Genomic DNA, 21,489 nt, shown 5'->3' on the forward strand with positions numbered 1-21,489 from the left:
TCCGGCGAGTCCGACTGATTTTTATCCACATCCACGATTCGTCCTTATCCCACGTGGATAACAGTGGATGAGTTTTGGACATCTCGGATAACTTTGGCCTATCGGGTGAACGGTTGCCCTTAGCCCCAATTCACCCCATGACGTGTACACGCGATCATCCACGGGGATATCCACATGACAGATCGAATAATTTTAGCGTCTACATCCGAAATTCGGTCCAACTTGCTTCGCAATGCAGGGGTGCAGCATGACGTCATCCCAGCACGAATCGATGAAGATTCGGTTAAGCGCGCGCTTGCAGCCGAGGATGCGCCGCCCCGTGATATCGCCGATACTTTGGCAGAAATGAAGGCCCGCAAAGTTTCTGAAAAGGGGAACGGTGGACTTGTGATTGGCTGTGATCAGGTTTTGTCGTTCAAAGGTCAGATCATCTCAAAGCCCGAAACGATTGAAGATGCGCGCGCGCAACTCAACCTATTGCGCGGTGAGGCCCATCAACTTTTGTCTGCCGCAGTGGTGTATGAAGATCTGAAACCTGTTTGGCGTCATGTCGGTGTTGCACGTCTTGGTATGCGGGATTTCAGTGATGCATATCGCGACGATTACCTTGATCGCAACTGGGACAGCATTCGTTGGTCTGTCGGGGGATACAAAATCGAAGAAGAAGGCATCCGCCTGTTTCGTATGGTTCAAGGCGATACCTTTACCATTCAAGGTCTGCCTCTGTTAGAACTCTTGTCATATCTCACACTTCGCGGAACACTGCCCACATGACTGATCGTAAAATTCCTCTCGCTGGTGTTCTTGGCCACCCGATCGTGCAATCTAAATCGCCGCGTCTTTTTGCACATTGGCTGAAGACCTATGATCGGCCCGGGTACTACATCCCTATCGATGTGTCCGAGGGTGATCTGGAACGGGTCATTCGCACAATGCCGCAAATGGGGTTTGTCGGGTGCAATGTCACAGCACCCCACAAAGTCGCCGTGCTTGAAATTGCTGATCTCGCCACGGATCGCGCAACGCTGATTGGCGCTGCGAATACGTTGATTTTCCGAAAAGACGGTAAGATTCACGCAGATAATACCGATGGTTACGGATTTATCGCGAACCTCAAACAGGGTGCACCCGGATGGGCGCCGTCCATTGGGCCGGCCGCTGTTCTGGGTGCCGGCGGTGCTGCGCGTGCTGTCATTGCGTCATTGATTGATGTCGGTGTGCAAGAGATTTTCCTGAGCAACCGGACGCGGCCCAACGCCGAAGCCTTGAAATCGGCGTTCGGGTCCAAAATTACTGTCGTGGATTGGGTCCAGGCGGGCAACATGATCGAAGAAGCTGCGACAGTCGTGAACACCACATCCCTTGGCATGCAGGGAAAGCCGGAGTTTCGCATTCCGCTGGATGGATTGCGGCGCGGTACCGTCGTGACTGATCTGGTTTATGCGCCGCTGAAAACGCGATTGCTGGCCGAAGCAGAGGACGCGGGCTGCGTGGTTGTTGATGGTCTTGGTATGTTGCTCCACCAGGCTGTGCCAGGGTTTGAACGCTGGTTCGGTGTGCGCCCAGAGGTCGACGTGAACACCCGCGCTGCCATTTTGTCATGACCTTTGTGATTGGCCTTACGGGGTCCATCGGGATGGGCAAGTCGACGACGGCGCAAATGTTCGCCGATGCAGATATCCCTGTTTGGGATGCGGATGCGACGGTGCGGCGGTTATACGAAAAAGACGGCAGTGCGGCGCAGGCGATTGGCGCGATTTACCCGAGCGTGATGATCGACGGGGGCGTATCGCGACCAAAACTGCGTGATCTGATTGCGACTGATCCAAGCGTTTTGGATGTGGTTCAAAACATTGTTCACCCGCTTGTGGCCAAAGACCGTGCCACGTTTTTGACGACAGAAACGGCACCGATCGTCTTGCTTGATATCCCGCTGTTGTTTGAAATTGGGGCAGATGCCGATTGCGATGGCGTCGCGGTGGTTTCCGTCCCTGCGGACGTACAAAAACAGCGCGTCATGGAACGCAGTGAAATGTCTGAGGCGGATTATGAAATGATCCTGTCCCGCCAGATGCCCGATGCAGAAAAACGAAGCCGTGCGCGCTGGGTCATCGAAACCCTGACGCTGGACGCCGCCCGCCAATCCGTGGCAAATATCTTGTCAGAGATTGAACAGGACATACCCAATGCGTGAGATCGTTCTTGATACCGAAACCACAGGTTTTGAACCCGCTGAGGGTGATCGTATCGTTGAAATCGGTGCGATTGAGCTGATCAATCACATGCCGACAGGGCGCACGTATCACCAATATATCAATCCCAAACGGTCCATGCCGCTTGGCGCTTATGAAATTCACGGGATTGGCCCAGACCTGCGTGAACCGCCCGAAGACCCAAAGCCCGGGCAAGTCACGCTGCGTGATAAACCGGTGTTCGCTGATATTGCCCAAGCGTTTGTCGATTTCGTTGGCGACGCAAGGCTGGTTATTCACAACGCGGCGTTTGATATGAAATTCCTGAACGCTGAGCTTGGCTGGTTGAACCGCAAGCTTTTGCCGATGGATCAAGCACTGGATACGTTGGCGATTGCGCGCAAAAAATTCCCTGGATCGCCTGCGTCTTTGGATGCGTTGTGCCGCCGGTTTTCAATCGACAATTCAAACCGGACATTGCACGGCGCGCTGTTGGACAGTGAAATTCTGGCAGAGGTCTATCTGGAACTGATTGGTGGGCGTCAGCCGGACCTTGTGATGGGTGGTCAGACAACTGCAAAAACGGCTTCGGCGGGTTCTGACTGGCGCCCGCAACCACGGCCCACGCCGCTTGCGCCCAAAATAAGAGCGGCGGAGGTCGATGCCCACGCCGCTTTTATCAAATCACTTGGTGATGATGTGCTTTGGAATAAATCCTAGGCGTCTGCTGTTTTTGCCGCTTCGGCCTGCTGTTGCGCACGAAGCGCGAGCTGCTGGCGGTAAATCGCAACAAAATCGATCTGTTCAAGGTTCAGTGGCGGGAAGCCACCGTCGCGTGTCACGTCGCTAACGATGCGGCGGATGAACGGGAACGTCATGCGTGGGCATTCGATCATCAAGTAGGGGTGCATCTGCTGTTCTGGCACGCCTTCGATTTCGAACACGCCGGAGTATTCCAGTTCAAGCAGGAACAACGTCTTGTCGGACCCTTGGTTGGTCGATGTGACCTTCAGCTTTGTGATGATCTCGTACTGGTTTTCTGCGCCGCGCTTGCGGGCATCAAGGTTCACCTCGACTTTGATCTCTGGCTTCACTTCGCCGTCGACGCCTTTTTGCGCCATGACGTTTTCGAAGGACAGGTCGCGAACGAACTGTGCTAAAACGCGCTGTTTGATTTGTGGTGCAGCAGCGGCTGGATCAGCAGCGCCGTTTGTCTGTGTTGGTGTCTCTTCGGCCATTTGGCCCTCCGGATTTCAGTAAATTTGGGCGTGTGTAGCAGGGCAGGGGCCGACCCTCAATGTTTTGTCCAACCAGAAGGGCCGGAATGGGGTGGATTATCGGGGTCAACTTCCTGGAATTCGCCGTCGATCACACCATCGGGGTGCCGCGTGCGTTGTTCGGGCCGCCCATCTGGCCCCATTTGAAAGCTTTGTACGTTCACCCGTTCCCGCACACGCGTGTAGACGATTTTGCGAACCGCAGGGATCAACAGGGCAAAGCCGACAAAATCGGTGAAAAATCCCGGTGTCAAAAGCAATGCGCCGGAAAACAGGATCATCGCACCGTGGGCCAGATGTTCTGTCGGATCCTGAAGTTGCGAGAACGATCCGCGCAAATTCAACATTGCCTGGGCACCTTGTGCGCGCACCATTGAAGCGCCCAAAATTGCGGTGATGATCACAATCGCGAGGGTCCAGCCGAGCCCGATTGCGCCGCCCACTTGGATGAACAGCGTGATTTCTAGTAAAGGTATGCCAATAAAGAGCAGTAAAAGCAGCATTTGGTCCTCGGATCGTGACATGAATCGTGTGTGGTAAGGTGGACTTGGCCCACCCTCACCCCTACATAAGGTCGGTAGCCAGATTTTACCACTTGCCCCAATCCCTTCGGAGAGAAACGCACATGAATTCGCCAGTTATCCAGCTTCTTGTTCTTGCCGGAATTGCGATTTTCCTGATCCTTCGCTTGCGGAGCGTTCTGGGCACACGAGAGGGTTTTGAAAAACCACGTATTCAAAACCCTGAATCGTCACGGCGCGCGACGCCTGATCTTGAAGTTATCGAAGGCGGCCCCGACCCGGATGTGGTTGATTATGTGGATGCCGACAGCGAGGCGGCCGCCGCGTTGACAGCCATGAAAGCCGCGGATCGTTCGTTTGTTGTCCGTGACTTCCTGCGCGGTGCCCGCGGCGCCTATGAGATGATCCTGAGCGGTTTCGAAAAAGGCGATTTGGCGGAGATCAAGCCGTTCCTGTCCGAAGACGTCTACGACGCCTTTGCCGGCGTCGTTGAGGACCGTGAGAAGAATGGCCTAAGCGTTGATTTCACCTTCGTCGGCATTTCCGAAACGACCTTGGTTGATGCGGATTACAACGAGGCGACGAAAGAAGCTGAAATTTCGATTAAGTTCATCGCCGAAAGCACATCAGCGGTGTACGACAAGGGCGGTGATCTGATCGAAGGGTCTGCCACCGACATCAAGAAACAGCGCGACATCTGGACGTTCGGCCGTACGATGGGCACGGGCGATCCGAACTGGTTCCTTGTCGCCACGGGCGAATGATTCTGCGTGCGGCAGCCGTTGGGCTGTCGTTGTTCGCAGCGGAGGGCGCGATGGCGAATCCAACCTATCAGTTGTTGCAGTTTGATGACCTAGAGGGTTGGGCAGACGACAACCATCAAGAAGCGATGGATGTGTTTTTGTCGACGTGCGGCGACATGCGTGACCCCGATTGGGCGTCTTTGTGTGATGTTGCCCAAAGTGGGCAGGAAGCACGTGGGTTCTTTGAACGATTCTTTACGCCAGTTCTGATCGATGACGGGAACGACGCGCTTTTTACCGGATATTATGAACCTGAACTTCGCGGATCATTGACCCGTGGCGGGCCGTACCAGTACCCGCTGTACCGTTTGCCCCCCAATCCTAGCCGGTTGTCGCGCCGCGAGATTGAAGAAACAAATGCGTTTGAGGGGCAGGGTCTTGAGATTGCCTGGATCGACGATGCGGTAGATGTGTTTTTCTTACAGGTTCAAGGATCGGGCCGCGTGAAGCTGGACGATGGCAGTGTGATCCGCGTTGGCTATGGCGGTGCGAATGGGCGTGAATATTCGTCCGTTGGCAGGGCCCTTGTTGAACGGGGGGTTTATCAGGCCCACCAAGTATCAGCCGACGTGATCCGCAATTGGGTGCGCCGAAATGGTGATGTGGGCCGGGAATTACTGTGGACCAACGAAAGCTTTGTGTTCTTTCGCGAAGTCAACGAAGTGCCGGCTGACAAAGGCCCCCTTGGCGCGATGAACCGCAGTGTGACGCCGATGCGCACGGTCGCCATTGATCCGTCTTATATTCCCTATGGTGCGCCAGTTTGGATCGAAAAGAACGGTGCAGATCCGTTGAACCGTTTGATGGTCGCGCAAGACACGGGGTCTGCCATTCGTGGATCACAGCGTGCCGATATTTTCTTTGGTACGGGTGATCGCGCTGGGCGGGATGCCGGGCGTATCAAAGATGGCGGGCGGTTGGTCGTGTTGATGCCGCTACAATCTGCTTATGCGCTTTTGCCGGACGTGATCGAATGAAGAAGCCTCGGCATGTGTCAGCTGAGGAAAAGGCGTTGTGGGATGTGGTGGTAAAACGAACAGAGCCGCTGGAAAAACCCGCCGCCAAGTTGATCCGCGCCGCGCCACGAAAGCCTGATGTGCAAGCGCCCGCCGCACCGCGCAAGATTCCGAAATTCAAAGTCGGGCAATCGGTCAATCACAGCGCTGATCATGATTTGCTGCCATCCTTGGGCCAGCAAATGCGGGCGGCTCCTGTTCAAATGGACCAAAAGGCCTTTGGTCGTTTGCGGCGCGGTAAGCTGAAACCAGAAGCGCGCATCGATTTGCATGGGATGACGCTGGCACAGGCGCATCCCGCGTTGACGGGGTTTATCCTGCGATCCGCAGGCGCGGGACATCGGTTGGTTTTGGTGATTACAGGCAAAGGTAAGAACCGTGATGATGGAAACCCTATTCCAACGCGGTTCGGCGTGTTGCGCCATCAGGTGCCGCAGTGGTTGTCGATGGCGCCTTTGGGTGGGTTGGTGTTGCAGGTCACGGAAAGCCATATCCGCCACGGCGGGCAAGGCGCGTACTACGTCTATCTACGCCGCGCGCGCTGATCTTCGCGCGACTGCAACGGGATAAAGCAGCAAAACTGCCGCGATAAAGAACGTCGCTGAATAGCCCAGCATTTGCGTTTCAAACCCAACGCCTTTGTCGATCAACCAACCGCTGAGGCCGGGGCCGATGGCGGACCCAAGAACCATCAGTGCGGTTGTCGCTGCTTTGATTGATCCCAGATGCAATGTACCGAAAAATTCAGCCCAGCATGCGTTTAGCAACGTGGCCTGACCGCCCCCTGCCGCCCCCATCAGGATAACCGCCAGCGCTGTCCAACCCAGGCTTGGCGCATACCAGTGCAGCACGAAGGCTAGGATATAAGGAATCAGGTAGAATGGCAGCAGGCGCACGGCGCCGAGGCGGTCCACAAGCCAACCGTAGACGATCGTCGAAAAGAACAATGTGATTGTTCCAAGCGGGAACACCGCAACCAGCGCGAGGTGTGACCAGCCTTTGATTTCCGCGAAATGAACCTGATGAAACCAGAACGCTGTTCCAAATCCGGAAAAGGACATGACGGCGGGGGCCATGGCCCAGAATATTGGATGACGTAGCGCGTCTGCACGGGTCCAGTGTTTGTTGAACAGGCCGGTGGATTGGTCTTCGTTCGCGACGGACTGTGGGGTTCGTTCAAGGCGCAATAGGCGGAACAGGACGGGGGCCATTGCAAAGCAGAACAGCGCGCAACCGATCCAGATGATGTGCCAATCGATGTGCGATTTGAGCCAAACCATAATGAGGGGCAGCGTTGCCTCGCCCAGCATAAACCCCATCGCCGCCACAGCAAGCGCGCGGCCCCGTGTGGCGATAAACCAGCGGGCCATCGCAACGGTCGCCACGTGGGTCGTCATGCCTTGGCCAAAAAACCGCAAGAGAAAGATCACGAGCGGAAGGAGCGCGGCAATTGGATTAAGCGCGAACAAAATGCAACTGAGACCAAGTAATAGAACAACTGCAATCCCGAGCTGTTTGACGCGGAACCGATCCGCCAATCCGCCAGCAAACACCATCACTACGGCTGATGCGCCGGTCCCGATCATATAGATCAGGCCCCAATCGCCGTTGCTGAGTCCATAGCTTTCGCGGATTTCACCGCCGAAGATCGAGATAAAATAGGTCTGCCCGAAGCTGGACAGAAACGACAACAATGCCCCCGTTGCGAGGAAGGGCGCATTTTGTTTGATAAAGCTGATGTATCCAGTGTCGGCCATGTCGCCTTATCGGACGGACTTGGCCGACTGGAAAGCGTTAAAGCACGTAACGGCTAAGGTCGGTTGAACGGCTAAGTTCGCCCAAGTGTTCCTCTACGAAGGCGGCGTTTACTTCTATTTCGTCACCACCACGGTCAGGGGCGTTAAAGGACAGGTCTTCGAACACACGTTCCATCACGGTATAAAGACGACGTGCACCGATGTTTTCGACGGCTTCGTTCACCTCAGCCGCGATATGCGCGAGGGCCTTGATGCCGTCATCGGAGAACGAAACTGTGACCTCTTCAGTCCCCATGAGGGCTGTGTATTGGCGGGTCAGCGCGTTGTCGGTTTCCGTAAGGATGCGAACGAAATCGTCTTCGGTCAGGGCGCGTAGTTCAACACGGATCGGAAGGCGGCCCTGAAGTTCCGGTAGCAAATCGGATGGTTTAGCGATGTGGAATGCACCGGATGCAATGAACAAGATATGGTCTGTCTTGACGGAACCATGTTTGGTGCTGACGGTCGTGCCTTCGATCAAGGGCAGCAAATCGCGCTGCACACCTTCGCGGGATACATCCGCACCGCGTGCGTCTGCGTTGCGACAGACTTTGTCGATCTCATCAAGGAACACGATGCCGTTTTGCTCAACAGCCTCCAGCGCCTTTTTGGTGATCGTTTCATCATCCAGCAGCTTGTCTGCCTCATCCGCGATCAGAAGGTCATAGCTATTGGCGACTGTGACTTTCTTTTTCACAGTCCGCCCACCGAATGCTTTGCCGAACATTGCGCCCAAATCCATGCCGCCCATCCCTTGGGGTTGGCCGGGGATTTCCATGCCGCCCATCGGGTTTGACGTATCGGCCAGTTCAAGTTCGATAACAGTGTTATCAAGCTCACCGGTTTTCAGTTTCTTGCGAAACATCTCGCGCGTGCCTTCACGGGCATCTTCGCCGGCAATGGCATCAATCACGCGGGCTTCTGCTGCCTCGCGTGCCTTTTGTTTGACGTCATCGCGCATGTAGTCGCGGGTTTCGATGATCGCGGCTTCGACCAGATCACGCACGATCTGTTCGACATCACGGCCCACATAGCCCACTTCGGTGAACTTTGTGGCTTCGACCTTGATAAACGGCGCACGCGCGAGTTTAGCGAGGCGACGGGATATTTCGGTTTTTCCGACACCCGTTGGCCCGATCATCAGAATGTTTTTTGGGTACACTTCATCGCGCAGATCATCGTCCAGATGTTTGCGGCGCCAGCGGTTGCGCAGGGCGACAGCAACGGCGCGTTTGGCGTCCTTCTGGCCAATGATGTGGCGGTCGAGTTCTGAAACAATTTCGCGGGGGGTCAGGTCGGTCATGCTTTGATGCTTTCGACTGTGAGGTTACCGTTGGTGTAGACACAAATGTCGGATGCGATGGCCATGGCACGGCGTGCAATGTCTTCGGCGGACAAATCCTGATCCATCAAGGCGCGCCCGGCGGCGAGGGCGTAGTTGCCCCCCGACCCGATGGCGGTGACGTCAAATTCAGGTTCTAATACATCGCCCGCACCTGTGATCACGAACAGGTCTTTGCCGTCCGTGACGATCAACATCGCCTCAAGCTTTTGAAGGTATTTGTCGGTGCGCCAGTCTTTCGCCAATTCAACAGATGCGCGCGCAAGCTGGCCTGGCGTTGCCTCAAGCTTCTTTTCAAGACGTTCAAGAAGCGTGAACGCATCTGCCGTCGATCCCGCAAATCCGCAAATGACATCGGTGCCACCCGGCGACAGGCGCCGCACCTTTGTGGCCGTGCCTTTCATGACGGTCTGACCGACAGAGACTTGTCCATCGCCTGCGATGACCACTTCGTCACCTTTGCGTACACCGATAATTGTTGTCATGCCGTATCCAATCCTTGCTTGGAAAATATATGGCGGTGCTATGCGCGCTGCACAAGGGACCAACGAAAAAGGGCGCCCCACTGGGACGCCCTCTTCACGAAATTTCAGACGCTTAGATGTTTTCTTCGATCCAACCCTGAAGCGCTGCTTTTGGGGCTGCACCGGATTTGTTAGCGACAACATCGCCACCTTTGAACAAGAACAACGCCGGAATGCCGCGCACACCCATCTGGGCGGGGGAATTTGGATTGTCGTCCACGTTCACTTTGACGATTTTGACTTTGCCGTCCATTTCAGCGGACAACTCTTCGAGAGCCGGGCCGATCTGCTTACAAGGGCCGCACCATTCTGCCCAGAAATCCACCACGACTGGAATGTCGGATTGGCGGACTTCGGCGTCAAATGTGTCGTCGGTAACTGCTACGGTGGCCATTGTTCTGCTCCTAATGGACGTGTGTTTGGAGGGCGAACGTATGGACGCAGACAGGGTGCGTCAAGGCGTGGTCACAGCATTGAGAGCAGCGTCGAGAGTGGAGTCAGCCAATTCCGTCAGGGTGTTTGTTTTCGTCCACAAAAGAAGCGTGCGAATTCTGTGGGTTGGATAAATTTGACGCAACGCATCGCGATAAGCAGCAAGTTGGCGGGCCAAACCATCGGGTGTTTCATCAGGCGTTTTGGGCACGGCGCGGTTGGTTTTGTAATCTATCGCGATGACGTCAGTGTCCGTGACGATCAAACGGTCGATGATTCCGTAGATACGTTCGTCGTTCAGGGCAGACAGCGTGGCCGAAATAGGAACCTCTGCCAAACCGCTTTGCCAGATCCATGCCAGATCAGGCGCAACCAGCGTTTCGATGGCTTCTTTTATCAGGTCATCGGGATTGGCGATCAGACCAACATCAGGTTGGTTTTCGATCAGCTTCGTCGCGGTCGTCTGCCAGGCGGAAAGGTCAATCTGTGGCAGCATTTCAAGTAGTAAATGCACCATTCGGCCCCAAGCAAGCGCCAGATCAGAGGCATCGGTATGTGTTTCCCCCGCAAGAATTTTCGCACCCCCAAGATCTGAGGGCGACAAAGTGCCGGATTTTTCCACAAGGTCCGGTAACGTCTGCCCAAAGGTTGCGGTGGGCGTTGCCATAGGTGCCGTGGCGGTGGTTGATTTCAAAGGTCCGTCTGACCAGTCATGTTGGCTAAACCGTTTGATGTCGCCAAAGGGGGCTTGGTGGGTCACACTATCAAGGTGGTCCATCGCGTCCGATATTGTTGTGTGCCAACTGCCTTCGTTCTTGGCGTCTTCGCCAGCGGCAGCCACGATCAACCAGTTTTCCGCGCGGGTCATTGCAACGTACAAAAGACGGCGGCGTTCGCGGTCTTGCGCATCCAACATATCGTCTTGAACTTCGCGAAGAGATTGCGGCATGACGTCGGATTTTGGTTTCCAGAACACATGATTTTCAGACGTCAAAAGATCACTGCGCACTTCGCGTTTGCGTTTGGTCGTGTCGGGTAGAATGACGATTGGCGCCTCAAGCCCCTTTGCGCCGTGCACCGTCATCACGCGGATACGATCACTGGCAGAATCCATTTGGCGTTTTACCGTGACGTCTTCGGTTTGCAGCCAAGACAAAAACCCGGTGAGGCTGGGAACATCGGACTGCTCATAGCCGAGAGCTTGCGACAGGAGCGCATCTATCCCGTCCTCCGCTTCGTGCCCCAACCGCGCCAGCAGGCGTTCGCGCCCGCCATGGCGGATCAGCAGTCGATTGATCAGATCGTAGGGACGCAGGAAGTCAGCGGTATTTCGCAGGTCATGCAATACGGACAGTGTTTCTTCGTGCGTACCGCACGTCCGCAAAGTTTCCCAAAGGGATTGCCCTTTTTTGCGCGGCTGCGCGAGGTCATAGAGCTGTTTTTCCGACCAGCCGAACAATGGTGATTTGAGAGCCGCCGCAAGGGACAGATCATCGTCCTGCAAAGATAGAAATTGCAAAAGGGCGGCGATGTCTTTGACGGCCAGTTCACCACCAAGCTTTAGGCGATCGGCGCCTGCAATTTCAAGGTCGGCGGATTTACAGGCCGCGATGATTTCATCGAACAGGTCTGATCGCCGCTGTACGAGGATCAAAACGTCGCCCGGCGTTATTTTGCGCCTCGACCATTGCGTTTCATCGCGGCCTTTCGTCGGCAGCGTTTCTTCGTTGATCATCCGTTTGATTTCGGACGCGATCTGTTGGGCCAAAATGACTTTGTTGTTGGTGCGCCCTTTCAGATCAACCGGATCATCCCATTCGCGTTCTTCTGGTTTATCGGATGGTTCGACCATCGGCCAAAGGTCAACCCGTCCGGGCATTTCGTCCTTGAAGGCGAGGTGTTCAATCCTGTCCCCGAGACCTTCGGACATCTCGCCGCGAAACGTCTGATCAACCAATTGCAAAATTGCCTGAGACGACCGGAAAGAATACAACAATTCGCTGTCTTGAAGCGTCTTTTTGACCTTGCCCAGTTCAGTTGCGAAATGGTCTTTCATGCGATCAAACCCTTCTGGGTCCGCGCCTTGAAATGAATAGATCGACTGTTTTTTATCACCAACGACAAAGACCGTGCGTTCACGATCAGGGTTGGCACCGATGCCTGTTGAAAATTCTTGCGTCAACAAGCGCACGATATCCCATTGATCCGGTGATGTGTCTTGTGCCTCGTCGACCAGTACGTGATCGACGCCACCATCAAGGCGGAACAACACCCACTGCGCGACGGCAGGATCTTCCAAAAGCGCTTTGGCTTTGCTGATCAAATCATCAAAATCGAGCGCGGCACGGGCAACTTTTTTCGCCTCATACGCCTTAACGAACGGGGTCGCGAAAGCGAACAACGCACGGGTTTTGTCCAGCGCATTGATACGACAAATGTAGTCGTAGGCATCCGCCGTTCGATCCATCCAAGCATGAACATCATCAACGATATGGGCGACAGCCTCGACCGCCTTCTTGTGATTTGACAGCGGCCAGTTACGCGATTTGCTGCTTTTGTCGGCTGCGTAAAGAAATAATGAAAACACCCTTTCAAGCGACGCCATATCCGGCGTCGACAGATCAAGGGATTTCAGATCGGCGGCGAAATTTTCATAGGTTTTGCTGGTGCCTTTACAGGCATCGGCCAGATCATCGGCCAGATCGTTTTCGCCCCCGACAAAGGCCACATCGACGGCATCTTGTTGGGTAACGCCAGCCGGAATTCCGAACGCTTGGGCAAGATCATCGTCATTGACGGGGTTCAAAAAGGCGGCACGCCGACCCGTAATTCTGGCCAGAAATTGGCCGACATCGGCGCCAGTGTAATATTTCGCAAACCCTGCAACGGCATCTGCATGTGGTCCTGTCGCCATTTCATCCAAGACTTCATCACGCAGAAGCGCGGCGGCACGATCTTCCATTTCTTTGAATTGCGGGCTGACTTCAGCCTCGAGAGGAAAGCGGCGTAGCACACCGGCGCAGAATGAATGGATCGTCTGAATTTTCAGTCCGCCGGGCGTTTCGATGGCCGCGGCAAACAATTTTCGCGCATTTGCCAGATAGGCATCATCAACGGATGATCGTGCGCCCATGTCTTTCAATTGATCGCGCAATTCATTTGCGGGCATCATCGCCCATTCGCCCAAACGCTGGAACAGACGGTTCTGCATCTCGGACGCGGCGGCTTTGGTGTAGGTCAGGCACAACACATTTTCTGGCTTTGTACCGTCCAGCAACAACCGCGCGACGCGGTTGGTCAAAACACGTGTTTTACCCGATCCGGCATTCGCCGACAGCCACGTGGATTGCGTCGGATCGGCGGCCTCAATCTGGCGGCGGGTCGCGTCGTTCAGGGTCATGCCATGTCCTCCACGGTTGCGGGATGCGTTTCATCCCATTCGCCGTATCGTGCGAGGTGGTCGTAATCGCCCGCAAATGTCAGCGTCTCGTTGGCGCGCCGTGACGTGTATCCCTTTTCAGGTTCCATCCATTTGGCCATGAGGTTTTCGAACTTTTCGAGGGTTTCGTCCGGTGGTGCGTCTTTCAATGGGGCGGGCACGTCTTTCAGATCGCTGCCCAGCCCGATATAAATCGCGGCCTTCGTGCGCACGACGCCAAGCGCCTTGAACGCACCGCGTTCAACCATTGCGGCTTCTAGCAGCAGCTGTTTATCGAAATGCTTTTGCTGGTCTGCGCTGGGCGGTTTGCCTGTTTTATAGTCGTAGATTATCGCCTCGCCATCGGCCGTCAGATCGATACGATCCGCCATCCCTGTGAGGGTAAATGGCACGGATTTAAGCCGTAGCTCCCCACGCATTTCAAGGCCGAAGTTTGTAGACGTCGCGCGCCGTTTTTGTTCCTCGATCAAGAAATGCGGGACAAAGGACGCGATACGGGCCCGCCATAAAATGCGCATTGCGGGCCATGGACAATGGGTCATCAGAACATCATCCGCGATATCCATCAACGCGTCCGCCGCAGTGGCATCAGACGGATCAATTCCGCGCTGCACAAATGTTTCGAGGATTTCGTGAACAATGATCCCGCGCAGGGGCGCGTCGGGGTTGTGTGAAAGCGGATCAAGCGCGTTCAAACGCAAAATTTTGCGGGCGTAGATCGCATAAGGATCGCGGATCAGGGTTTTGATTTGAGTGACCGAAAGCTGGTCTGGCCGCACGTGCGCTGGTGGCGCGGGGGACGGTCTGGGTGCTGCGGCAACAGACACCTTGGGCGCTGCGATTTCTGCGGCAAGGTTAAGCCAATGCTGCCCACGTTCGCGCATAGCCCTAAGGCAGTCCGGACCGTTCTTTTCTGTCAGTCCGCCCAGTAAATTTGTCAGGCGATTGACCCATCGGCTCGACACTGTTTCAGCTTCATCTGATCGGATTGCGCGGCTGATCACCACATGTTTGGCGCAGACGGCCTGTTGGAAATCATGCGCGCTTAACCCGATACGCCGTTCGGGCAAAAGCAATCCGGCCTGCATTCTAAAGGGGCGATTTAACCACGGATCGGGCGCAGGGGCTTCGGGCCAGGTGCCTTCGTTCATCCCGCCAAGGATCACGAGGTCAGCGGACTGCACGCGCGCCTCAAGCGTGCCCCAAATCAGAACTTGCGGATGGCCACGATCCCGATCGCGGACATCACCTGTGGCCAGAACGCTGCCAACCAATTGGCGGTAATCCCAACCCGTCATGTCACCACCTGCGTCCGCGTGGGTGCGCAGTTCTGACATAACGCGCAAGGCTTCGCGGCCTGCGGCTTCTTTCCACAACTCCCCTGATCCGTCGCTGTCAGGGCCAGCAGACAGCCGTTCGGCGATGTCGATGTGATTGGCAATATGCGTGTCTAGTCGCAGTGCATCGGTGGTGGTCAAACCTGTCAGAATGGTTCCGACCCACAGTGCCCACGCAGGCCTGTCCGGATGGCGATCTGCGGTTTGGGATGCCCATGATGTCAGGCTGTCTATCGTTGGAAAGGGCGGCCCGTTGCGGCGCAGTTCAAGTTCAAGCGCATTGGTGTGAAGGTTGTGATTGGTGCCCGTTTTCGACGTTGAATTTGTCAGCGGGTGACGCAGCAAAACCAATAGGCGTTCCGCATCCAGTGGGGCGGAAAACAGATCAACGATATGGCGCAAAAACCGCCCCGGTGCGGTCAGCTGCAAAGGCAAGCCCGCGCTGTCGTCAGGGGTAATGCCCCAGCGGTCCAGCGCGCCTGTGACTTGGCGGGTTAACATACGGTCCGGCGTGATGAGTGCCGCAGTTTGGCCGTCTTCAACGGCTTGGCGCAGACGCACGGCAATCGCGTCTGCCTCTGCGCGGGGGGTTGGGGCCTCGATCAAGGTCAGGTCTTGTGTTGCGTCTGAAAGATCACCCAGATCGGGACCGTCTTTGATCCATTGATCCGTCACCGGGGCGGGACGCAGCGACAATGACACCAATCCTGTGCGGGCAGAATTGATGTCTGTTATTGGACCCCAACGCGCAATGTCGCGGGGGTGAATATCCAACGCATCGCACAATGCCTTGAACCGGTACTGAGGATGGTCTTCGCCGCCAGATTTGGGATCAAGTCGGTCCCAAACGTCGCGCGGCATATCGTGGTCAACACCGGGCAAAATGACAGCCCCCTGAGGCAGCATTGCGACGGCCTGCATGAAAAGAGAGGTCGCGCCGCGTGAACCGGTTGATCCCGCCACGATGATGGGATGGGATGGCGGCGCATCCTGCCATCGCGCGACCTGTGTTTCGATGACGCGGCGTTGGCGGCCTTCTATGTCTGGTTGCGTGGCCATGCCAAAATACTGCTGAACAAGCTGGATGAACGAAAGCGATCGCTGCCAATGGCCCGACTGGTCCGTCACATCAAGATTGGCGATAACATCCGGATGAACACCTTCGCCCTGCATTTCGCCCATCAGCGCCACAAGGCTTTCCGCAAGATCAAAGGCTGAACTGCGCGCTGCCAGCGTTGGATCAGCCTCGATCAGACCTTTGACAAGACGTGCGACCTCTAGTCTGCGGCGCAGTGGTGCCACGGCAGGCGCCGCGCCTTCCAGGTCAGCATTTAGCGCAAGATCAGTCACCAACATGATCCTGGGTAACAACACCGCGTCGCCATCATGAAACAGCGAAAGCAAACGGCGCTGCATACGGCGCGTGTTTACGTAGATGTCGACCTGCGCCACGTCCGTCGGGGCGAGGTTCGCGAAATAAGTACGCAATCCGTCATGCAATGCGGTTGAAAAATCCGCGCCAATTGGCACGCCAAAAACGCGAGGGGCTGTCGTGGGGTTAAACATCTTGGGCGCTCTCAAGCATGGTTTCGGCAATCGCGATACTGTCGGGGCGGCCAACGTCACACCATTGGCCATCATAGGGTACGCCGTACATCGTCCCGTCTTTCAACATGTCGTTCCAAAGCGACCACATCGAAAAGGATTCGTCGGTGATTTTTGACAGCCCGTCAGTGCGGATAATTTGCAATCCGGAATAAACGTAACCGGTGCCGCGGGTCAGGCGACCGTTGGCATCGATGTCAAAATCGCCATCGCCAATATGCCCGACAGCGTCCTTGCGCGGAATCATCAGCAGCAACGCGTTCATGTCGTCCGACCATGTGGTTTGAAGTGTTGCGATAGGGTTCGGCCCGCGCCAAACCGCATCTGTGTTCATGGTGAAAACGGGGTTGGACCGAAGAAGGGGAAGGGCATGTTTCAGCCCACCGCCCGTTTCGCGCAAAAGATCGGTTTCATCGGAAAGGGCAATATTGCGCCCATCGATGTGGCGTTCGATCTGGTCTGCAAAATAATGGGTATTCACCACAATGTTGAGGCCCGCACATTGATCAATCGCGTGATCCAGTAGTGGTTTTCCGGCGACCTCAACCAGTGATTTTGGGCGGGTATCTGTTAACGGCGCCATCCGTGTTCCAAGGCCCGCTGCGAACAATAGAATTGAATTTGGTATCATGACGACGCATCCCATGTGCCGAAGGCCCGTTCAATCAATGGCGCAATATCGGCGCAGATCGGGGCTTCTAAATCGGTTCTCAGGTGCGCCCGTACTCTTGGGATAAGATCGAGGTATCCGGTTTTCCCGTTGTGTCGCGCCAGCCGATTAAAGATGCCAAGAATCCGCAAGTTTCGTTGTATTGCGATCACGTGGAATGCAGAACGTGCGGCTGTGCGATCTGTTGGGCCTGAAATCAAGCGGGGCAATAAAATATCCAGAAGTTCAGGGTTCACATCACGGCGGGCATCGCGCAGCAGTGAGGCAAGATCATAGGTAGGATGTGTGACGAAAGCGTCTTGAAAATCCAGAAGTCCAACGGTGGACAGGCCTTGATGATCAGGCCTCCAGATCAGATTTTCGGCATGGAAATCCCGCAATGACAGAACGCTCGGCGATGGATCGACCTGTTTCAAAAGATCATGAATATTGGCCTTCAGTTCCGCCGCTAGATCTGTGCTTTTCTCAATGGCGGCCCAGTCAAAGGCGATGTCGATCATATCGGCCGCGACCGCGGGCGTCATCTTGTCTAGCCTCTTGGGCGGGGCGACCGATTGAAGCGCCAGCAATGTATCAACAGCGGCTTCGTAAAGTTCGCGTTCTTCGGTGGGTGAGGATTTCAGATGTTTGGCGAAATCAGCCTCGCCAAGGTCTTCGAGGATCATAAGCCCAAGCCCATCATCCCAGTCCAGAATCTGCGGCGCGGCGAGGCCTAGGCCGCGGAGGTGTTTTGCGATCTCAACAAACCGCGATTGGCTGCCGCAGGTATCGGGCGGGGCATCCATCAAGATGACGTTCATGCCGTGACCATTGGTGAGGCGTTCATACCGCCGCGCGGATGCATCGCCTGTCATAGCGTTGCGATGCCAATTCGCCCAATCGGTTCGGGCCAGCCAGTCGGACACAATTTCACTACGCATGCTGGTCAATCGATGCCAACCGGTCGGTCCAGTTTTGATCATACGTTAGGGTCGCCAAATGCGCATCGCGACCTGCACAAAGTTCGATGTTCAACGCATTTTCAGGAACCAGATCGCCCAGGATTTCGGGCCATTCAATTAGGCAGATTTCGGTGTCGAAGGCGTCCGTCAGGCCAAGTTCAACCGCCTCTTGGGTGTCTGTTAGACGGTATAGATCAGCATGCCAAATTTCGATATGGGGAAGGTCATAGACTTGGACGAGTGTGAATGTAGGTGAGGGAACTTCGGTATCCGCACCAAGACGTTCGCGTATAAATGCGCGGGCGAGGGCAGATTTTCCGGCACCAATATGGCCGCGCAACAAAATACAATCGCCCGCCTTAGCAAACCGCGCGAGGGTCTGGCCAAGAAGGGCGGTGTCGTCTTCTGTCGACAGCCGAAGTGTGGTTGAGGATTTCGCCATGCCCCGACTGTATGCGGCGGGTGTGTGCCTGCAAGGGCAATTCGAAGCGTTTGAGTTAGCTTGCCCTGAATTCTATGGACTCAAACGGTGCTTCGGCTTCGATGACCCTTTCGGAGGGGATGAAAATAATCTGGTGGTTGCCTTCGGGAAGGGGTGCGTATTGGCACGTCAGTTCAACATGACTGTCGAGCCAGACCGACCCTTGCCACGGGCGGTCGCTGCCACCGCGTTTCAATGTCTCATTCAATTTGACCCACACCGGAGAAGGCGCTGAGGCGGTTTCCCATGATGACAGTTCGTCAGAAAAATCACGACTGGCAAGCGACCCATCAGGTTCAGTGCCCCAAAGTTCGCGGTAGGCACTGTTGGCCATGATCAAAGACCCGGAGGATGAAAATACAGACACCGCAGCGGTAAGATTGTCGATGACGGCCGCACTGGTGTCGATCTGGGATCGGAATTTGCGTGTCAGCGAAATTTCATCGCTGATGTCTTCCATCAAAAATGCAATTGCGCCGTTGGGGTGTGGTTTGCCTGTAACGCGAAATGTCTGCCCATTGGGAAGCAGCCAAGTCTCATGGTAATTGCCTTCAGCGGCGGCGGATTCCAGCGCGACCATTTGCCCGCGCCATGATGTGTAATCTTTGGGTTCGGGGATCATGTTCTGGTCGCGCAACCGGTCCAGAAACGAGAACAAGGCCGGGCGGGCGATCAGAAAATGTGCGGGCAGGCCCGTCAGATCGACAAGCGCAGGATTGAACAGGACCAACCGGCGGTCCGCATCAAAAATCGCGAGCCCAACAGACAATTGCGCGAATGTTTTGGTCAGGGTTTGCACAAAGGATTTCTGGGCCTCTTGGGAAAATACAACGGCGCTTGCGTCAACGGCAAAGTAAATCGTGTCCGTTCCACGCTTAACGCCCGTGACTTCGAACCAGATTGGTTTTTCTTCGCCGGGGATTTCTATGCGGTGCATATCGATGACAGGCGCTGATCCGGCGGGCGTTGCTGTGTCCGTGAAAATGCTTTTTGGCGGCCAAGGCAAAATGTCATCAGGACCAACCGGATTGATCGCTTCGGAGAGTTCGATGAAAGCGCGGTTGGCCCAGATCAGCACGCCCTCTGCATCATGTTTCCAAATCAATTGCGGGGAATCTTCGCCGATGCTGCGCAGCGTTTCGAGTTCGTGTTCCATGGCTGTGGCTGTAAGCGGGTCAAGCATTTCATCGGGATGATCTTTGTCTTGAACAAGCGTGATCCGCGCAAGACCGTTCCAAAACTCTGCCTCAATCCAACCGGGTTGACCGTCTTGGGGGCTGATTGTTTTCTTACCAACACTCGCGAGGTCTTGGCACTGTGAACGTAAATGTGGGAACCGCGCAGACAAAAGCGTCAGGAAGTTTTCCCAGTCAGATCGATGGCTGTCGCTTTGCTCCATCAAGGTGCGGGCCCGTGGTGTGACGTCTAGCAACACATCATTTTCAAAAAGAAACGTGATCGACCCCTCGGCCTCGTGCATGAGTGTACGCCCAACAATCGCGATGCGACTGTTCGATTTGATCCAGAACGTCAGAACAATGACTGCGGCAATTGCCCCTATCAGCAGCGCTCCGAGAACTCCAAGTAAACCAAATTGATCCAACAGACACCTCCGACTCAGCAGAAATGAGAATGCTTCGATTTAGTTAATTGCTCGTTAAGGCACGATTAATTGAAGTTAAGCCTGTGTTATCGGCGTATTGTCACCCAGCGCCCCGCGCGCCTTTTCGACTTTTGCTTCGATCACGGATCGGGGCCATTCAACGCTGACAATAGCCCCGCCCCGTTTGTCGGACAGTGCGCGCGCAGCGCCATTGGCAAATTGCAATTTTGCGCCGGATCGTTCCAGCAATGTTTTTGCGATGAACAAACCCAACCCCATGCCTTCATAACCGGGGCGCTGGGCGCGTGTTACGTCGTTCCGGCGTCGCCGCACAAAAGGATCACCAATGCGGCCCAACACCGAGGATGGGAAACCGGGCCCGTCGTCTTTGATCTGGATTAGGATATTGTCTGCGGTCCAGCTGACTTCGATCAAAACGCGGTCCATTGCGAAATCTACCGCATTCTGGACGAGGTTCCGGATACCGTGAATCACTTCCGGACGGCGGTAGATATCCGGCTGGCGAGGCGCGCCTTCGTCCGCTGGCAGAATTGAAAAGGTCACGGTCTTGCCGCGTTCGAGATGTGGTTCGCTCGCCTCGCGGATGACGGTTTCTATCGGGGCGTGGCGCATGAGGTGGTCTTCTTTGCCGACGCGCCCCATTGATCGTAAAATATCGCGACATCGATCCGCCTGTGCACGGATCAGCATCGCGTCTTCTTTCATTTCGTCATTGTCATCAAGCTCGTCGATCAGTTCACTGCTGACCAGTTTGATTGTTGCCAACGGTGTCCCCAATTCATGGGCGGCGGCGGCAACGACCCCACCAAGATCTGTCAGCTTTTGTTCCCGCGCGAGGGCGATTTGCGTGGCGACCAAAGCTTCGCCCATGGATAGGGTTTCTTGGGTTACTTGGCGGGCATAGATTCCCACAAAAACGACGCCGATCACCAGCGATAACCAAAACCCGAAAACGAACAGTTCCGGCAGGATAAGAGGAACACCAGAAGCTGTCAGGATCGGCAGGCTTTGGAACCGCAACAGGGTAACAACTGCCAAAGCAATCGCACCTAGAATGAGGGTACTGCGCAGCGGCAGGATGGTCGACGCAACAGTAATCGGCGCGAGGATCAGCAATGCGAACGGATTGTTCAACCCCCCCGTCAGATATAGCAGCATGCCAAGTTGAAGGAGGTCAAAACCGATCATCAGGTCCGCTTCGCCTTCGGACAGGCGGCGGTTTTCCGGGAACAGAAATACAGAGATCACATTCGCCAGAACAGGCATGCCGATCACGATTGCGATCAGCCCGATTTCAAGTGTGAACTGATAGATATAGACTGCTGCCAGCACCGCACCGATCTGGCCGACCACTGCGAACCAGCGCAGCATGACCAGCGTACGCAGACGGACCCAATTGCTGCGTTGGTCGTTCAAAAATAGATCATGTTCGATCTGCGCCATAATGTCCTGTGACCCGATTGTGACTTTACCTTTTACATGGTGCGCA

At 55.3% G+C, this 21,489-nt stretch carries 20 protein-coding genes; 7 read left to right on the top strand and 13 right to left on the bottom strand.

Annotated elements, in window-relative coordinates; translation table 11 throughout:
- Positions 1-174 precede the first annotated feature (174 nt).
- Genes L0664_RS10460 through dnaQ form a run of 4 tightly spaced genes read left to right on the top strand, consistent with a single transcriptional unit; the run spans position 175 to position 2,912 of the window.
- Entirely contained in the window at positions 175-774 is a 600-nt protein-coding gene (locus L0664_RS10460; protein ID WP_235225744.1) for a Maf family protein, read from the top strand.
- Positions 771-1,604, top strand: a complete 834-nt coding sequence (locus L0664_RS10465; RefSeq protein ID WP_235225745.1) for a shikimate dehydrogenase — start codon at positions 771-773, stop codon at positions 1,602-1,604. Before L0664_RS10460 ends, L0664_RS10465 begins: the two co-directional genes overlap by 4 nt.
- Positions 1,601-2,194, top strand: a complete 594-nt coding sequence (gene coaE / locus L0664_RS10470) for a dephospho-CoA kinase (RefSeq protein WP_235225746.1) — start codon at positions 1,601-1,603, stop codon at positions 2,192-2,194. Before L0664_RS10465 ends, coaE begins: the two co-directional genes overlap by 4 nt.
- Entirely contained in the window at positions 2,187-2,912 is a 726-nt protein-coding gene (gene dnaQ, locus L0664_RS10475) for a DNA polymerase III subunit epsilon (RefSeq protein WP_235225747.1), read from the top strand. The genes coaE and dnaQ overlap by 8 nt, the downstream gene beginning before the upstream one ends.
- Here the strand turns inward: dnaQ and secB are convergent.
- Together secB and L0664_RS10485 are read right to left on the bottom strand one after the other, a co-directional pair.
- Positions 2,909-3,430, bottom strand: coding sequence for a protein-export chaperone SecB (secB, locus tag L0664_RS10480; protein ID WP_235225748.1), 522 nt, complete (start codon positions 3,428-3,430; stop codon positions 2,909-2,911). The genes dnaQ and secB overlap by 4 nt on opposite strands.
- A 56-nt stretch (positions 3,431-3,486) precedes the next feature.
- Positions 3,487-3,972 carry an FxsA family protein gene (locus tag L0664_RS10485; protein WP_235226179.1) on the bottom strand — a complete coding sequence of 162 codons (486 nt, stop codon included), beginning with the start codon at positions 3,970-3,972 and terminating at the stop codon, positions 3,487-3,489.
- A gap of 122 nt (positions 3,973-4,094) precedes the next feature.
- On the opposite strand from L0664_RS10485, the gene L0664_RS10490 reads away from it, so the two are divergent.
- From L0664_RS10490 to L0664_RS10500, 3 genes are read left to right on the top strand one after another with little or no spacing between them, the layout of a single operon-like run.
- Entirely contained in the window at positions 4,095-4,754 is a 660-nt protein-coding gene (locus tag L0664_RS10490) for a Tim44/TimA family putative adaptor protein (RefSeq protein WP_235225749.1), read from the top strand.
- Positions 4,751-5,770: a murein transglycosylase A gene (mltA, locus tag L0664_RS10495; RefSeq protein ID WP_418888027.1), complete on the top strand. Its 1,020-nt coding sequence runs from the start codon at positions 4,751-4,753 to the stop codon at positions 5,768-5,770. Before L0664_RS10490 ends, mltA begins: the two co-directional genes overlap by 4 nt.
- On the top strand, positions 5,767-6,354 hold the full coding sequence (locus L0664_RS10500; protein WP_235225750.1) for a Smr/MutS family protein: 588 nt from the start codon (positions 5,767-5,769) through the stop codon (positions 6,352-6,354). Before mltA ends, L0664_RS10500 begins: the two co-directional genes overlap by 4 nt.
- Here L0664_RS10500 and L0664_RS10505 read toward each other — a convergent pair.
- The 11 genes from L0664_RS10505 to regB all read right to left on the bottom strand — a co-directional run bounded on the left by L0664_RS10505 (position 6,337) and on the right by regB (position 21,443).
- Positions 6,337-7,566 carry an MFS transporter gene (locus L0664_RS10505; RefSeq protein WP_235225751.1) on the bottom strand — a complete coding sequence of 410 codons (1,230 nt, stop codon included), beginning with the start codon at positions 7,564-7,566 and terminating at the stop codon, positions 6,337-6,339. The genes L0664_RS10500 and L0664_RS10505 overlap by 18 nt on opposite strands.
- Before the next feature lie 37 nt (positions 7,567-7,603).
- Complete coding sequence (gene hslU, locus L0664_RS10510) at positions 7,604-8,908, bottom strand: ATP-dependent protease ATPase subunit HslU (protein WP_235225752.1); 1,305 nt, start codon at positions 8,906-8,908, stop codon at positions 7,604-7,606.
- Positions 8,905-9,432: an ATP-dependent protease subunit HslV gene (hslV, locus tag L0664_RS10515; RefSeq protein ID WP_235225753.1), complete on the bottom strand. Its 528-nt coding sequence runs from the start codon at positions 9,430-9,432 to the stop codon at positions 8,905-8,907. Before hslV ends, hslU begins: the two co-directional genes overlap by 4 nt.
- A gap of 112 nt (positions 9,433-9,544) precedes the next feature.
- Positions 9,545-9,865: a thioredoxin gene (gene trxA, locus L0664_RS10520; protein ID WP_235225754.1), complete on the bottom strand. Its 321-nt coding sequence runs from the start codon at positions 9,863-9,865 to the stop codon at positions 9,545-9,547.
- A 60-nt stretch (positions 9,866-9,925) separates the two neighbouring features.
- Positions 9,926-13,303, bottom strand: coding sequence for a double-strand break repair helicase AddA (gene addA / locus L0664_RS10525; RefSeq protein WP_235225755.1), 3,378 nt, complete (start codon positions 13,301-13,303; stop codon positions 9,926-9,928).
- The gene (addB, locus tag L0664_RS10530; protein WP_235225756.1) at positions 13,300-16,245 is read right to left on the bottom strand and encodes a double-strand break repair protein AddB; all 2,946 of its coding nucleotides are present in this window, start codon (positions 16,243-16,245) and stop codon (positions 13,300-13,302) included. The genes addA and addB overlap by 4 nt, the downstream gene beginning before the upstream one ends.
- Positions 16,238-16,930 (bottom strand): nucleotidyltransferase family protein, encoded by a 693-nt coding sequence (locus L0664_RS10535; RefSeq protein ID WP_268821637.1) that lies wholly within the window; start codon positions 16,928-16,930, stop codon positions 16,238-16,240. Before L0664_RS10535 ends, addB begins: the two co-directional genes overlap by 8 nt.
- Positions 16,912-17,874, bottom strand: coding sequence for an aminoglycoside phosphotransferase family protein (locus tag L0664_RS10540; RefSeq protein WP_235225758.1), 963 nt, complete (start codon positions 17,872-17,874; stop codon positions 16,912-16,914). The genes L0664_RS10535 and L0664_RS10540 overlap by 19 nt, the downstream gene beginning before the upstream one ends.
- Positions 17,867-18,337, bottom strand: coding sequence for a tRNA (adenosine(37)-N6)-threonylcarbamoyltransferase complex ATPase subunit type 1 TsaE (gene tsaE, locus L0664_RS10545; protein WP_235225759.1), 471 nt, complete (start codon positions 18,335-18,337; stop codon positions 17,867-17,869). The genes L0664_RS10540 and tsaE overlap by 8 nt, the downstream gene beginning before the upstream one ends.
- Before the next feature lie 55 nt (positions 18,338-18,392).
- Positions 18,393-19,856, bottom strand: a complete 1,464-nt coding sequence (locus tag L0664_RS10550; protein WP_235225760.1) for a PAS-domain containing protein — start codon at positions 19,854-19,856, stop codon at positions 18,393-18,395.
- Between the two features lie 198 nt (positions 19,857-20,054).
- Positions 20,055-21,443, bottom strand: a complete 1,389-nt coding sequence (gene regB / locus L0664_RS10555) for a sensor histidine kinase RegB (protein ID WP_235225761.1) — start codon at positions 21,441-21,443, stop codon at positions 20,055-20,057.
- Between the last annotated feature and the right edge of the window lie 46 nt (positions 21,444-21,489).

It is taken from the genome of Octadecabacter dasysiphoniae (assembly GCF_021532615.1).
Lineage (GTDB): Bacteria > Pseudomonadota > Alphaproteobacteria > Rhodobacterales > Rhodobacteraceae > Octadecabacter > Octadecabacter dasysiphoniae.

Bases quoted from the DNA above. Each gene is read 5' to 3' on its own strand.
- L0664_RS10460 (WP_235225744.1), top strand. From the start codon at position 175: ATGACAGATCGAATAATTTTAGCGTCTACATCCGAAATTCGGTCCAAC.
- hslU (WP_235225752.1), bottom strand. From the start codon at position 8,908: ATGACCGACCTGACCCCCCGCGAAATTGTTTCAGAACTCGACCGCCAC.
- addA (WP_235225755.1), bottom strand. From the start codon at position 13,303: ATGACCCTGAACGACGCGACCCGCCGCCAGATTGAGGCCGCCGATCCG.
- dnaQ (WP_235225747.1), top strand. From the start codon at position 2,187: ATGCGTGAGATCGTTCTTGATACCGAAACCACAGGTTTTGAACCCGCT.
- L0664_RS10535 (WP_268821637.1), bottom strand. From the start codon at position 16,930: ATGGGATGCGTCGTCATGATACCAAATTCAATTCTATTGTTCGCAGCG.
- L0664_RS10465 (WP_235225745.1), top strand. From the start codon at position 771: ATGACTGATCGTAAAATTCCTCTCGCTGGTGTTCTTGGCCACCCGATC.
- regB (WP_235225761.1), bottom strand. From the start codon at position 21,443: ATGGCGCAGATCGAACATGATCTATTTTTGAACGACCAACGCAGCAAT.
- mltA (WP_418888027.1), top strand. From the start codon at position 4,751: ATGATTCTGCGTGCGGCAGCCGTTGGGCTGTCGTTGTTCGCAGCGGAG.
- tsaE (WP_235225759.1), bottom strand. From the start codon at position 18,337: ATGGCGAAATCCTCAACCACACTTCGGCTGTCGACAGAAGACGACACC.
- addB (WP_235225756.1), bottom strand. From the start codon at position 16,245: ATGTTTAACCCCACGACAGCCCCTCGCGTTTTTGGCGTGCCAATTGGC.
- trxA (WP_235225754.1), bottom strand. From the start codon at position 9,865: ATGGCCACCGTAGCAGTTACCGACGACACATTTGACGCCGAAGTCCGC.
- L0664_RS10550 (WP_235225760.1), bottom strand. From the start codon at position 19,856: ATGCACGAGGCCGAGGGGTCGATCACGTTTCTTTTTGAAAATGATGTG.
- hslV (WP_235225753.1), bottom strand. From the start codon at position 9,432: ATGACAACAATTATCGGTGTACGCAAAGGTGACGAAGTGGTCATCGCA.
- L0664_RS10490 (WP_235225749.1), top strand. From the start codon at position 4,095: ATGAATTCGCCAGTTATCCAGCTTCTTGTTCTTGCCGGAATTGCGATT.
- coaE (WP_235225746.1), top strand. From the start codon at position 1,601: ATGACCTTTGTGATTGGCCTTACGGGGTCCATCGGGATGGGCAAGTCG.
- L0664_RS10540 (WP_235225758.1), bottom strand. From the start codon at position 17,874: ATGCGTAGTGAAATTGTGTCCGACTGGCTGGCCCGAACCGATTGGGCG.
- L0664_RS10485 (WP_235226179.1), bottom strand. From the start codon at position 3,972: ATGCTGCTTTTACTGCTCTTTATTGGCATACCTTTACTAGAAATCACG.
- secB (WP_235225748.1), bottom strand. From the start codon at position 3,430: ATGGCCGAAGAGACACCAACACAGACAAACGGCGCTGCTGATCCAGCC.
- L0664_RS10505 (WP_235225751.1), bottom strand. From the start codon at position 7,566: ATGGCCGACACTGGATACATCAGCTTTATCAAACAAAATGCGCCCTTC.
- L0664_RS10500 (WP_235225750.1), top strand. From the start codon at position 5,767: ATGAAGAAGCCTCGGCATGTGTCAGCTGAGGAAAAGGCGTTGTGGGAT.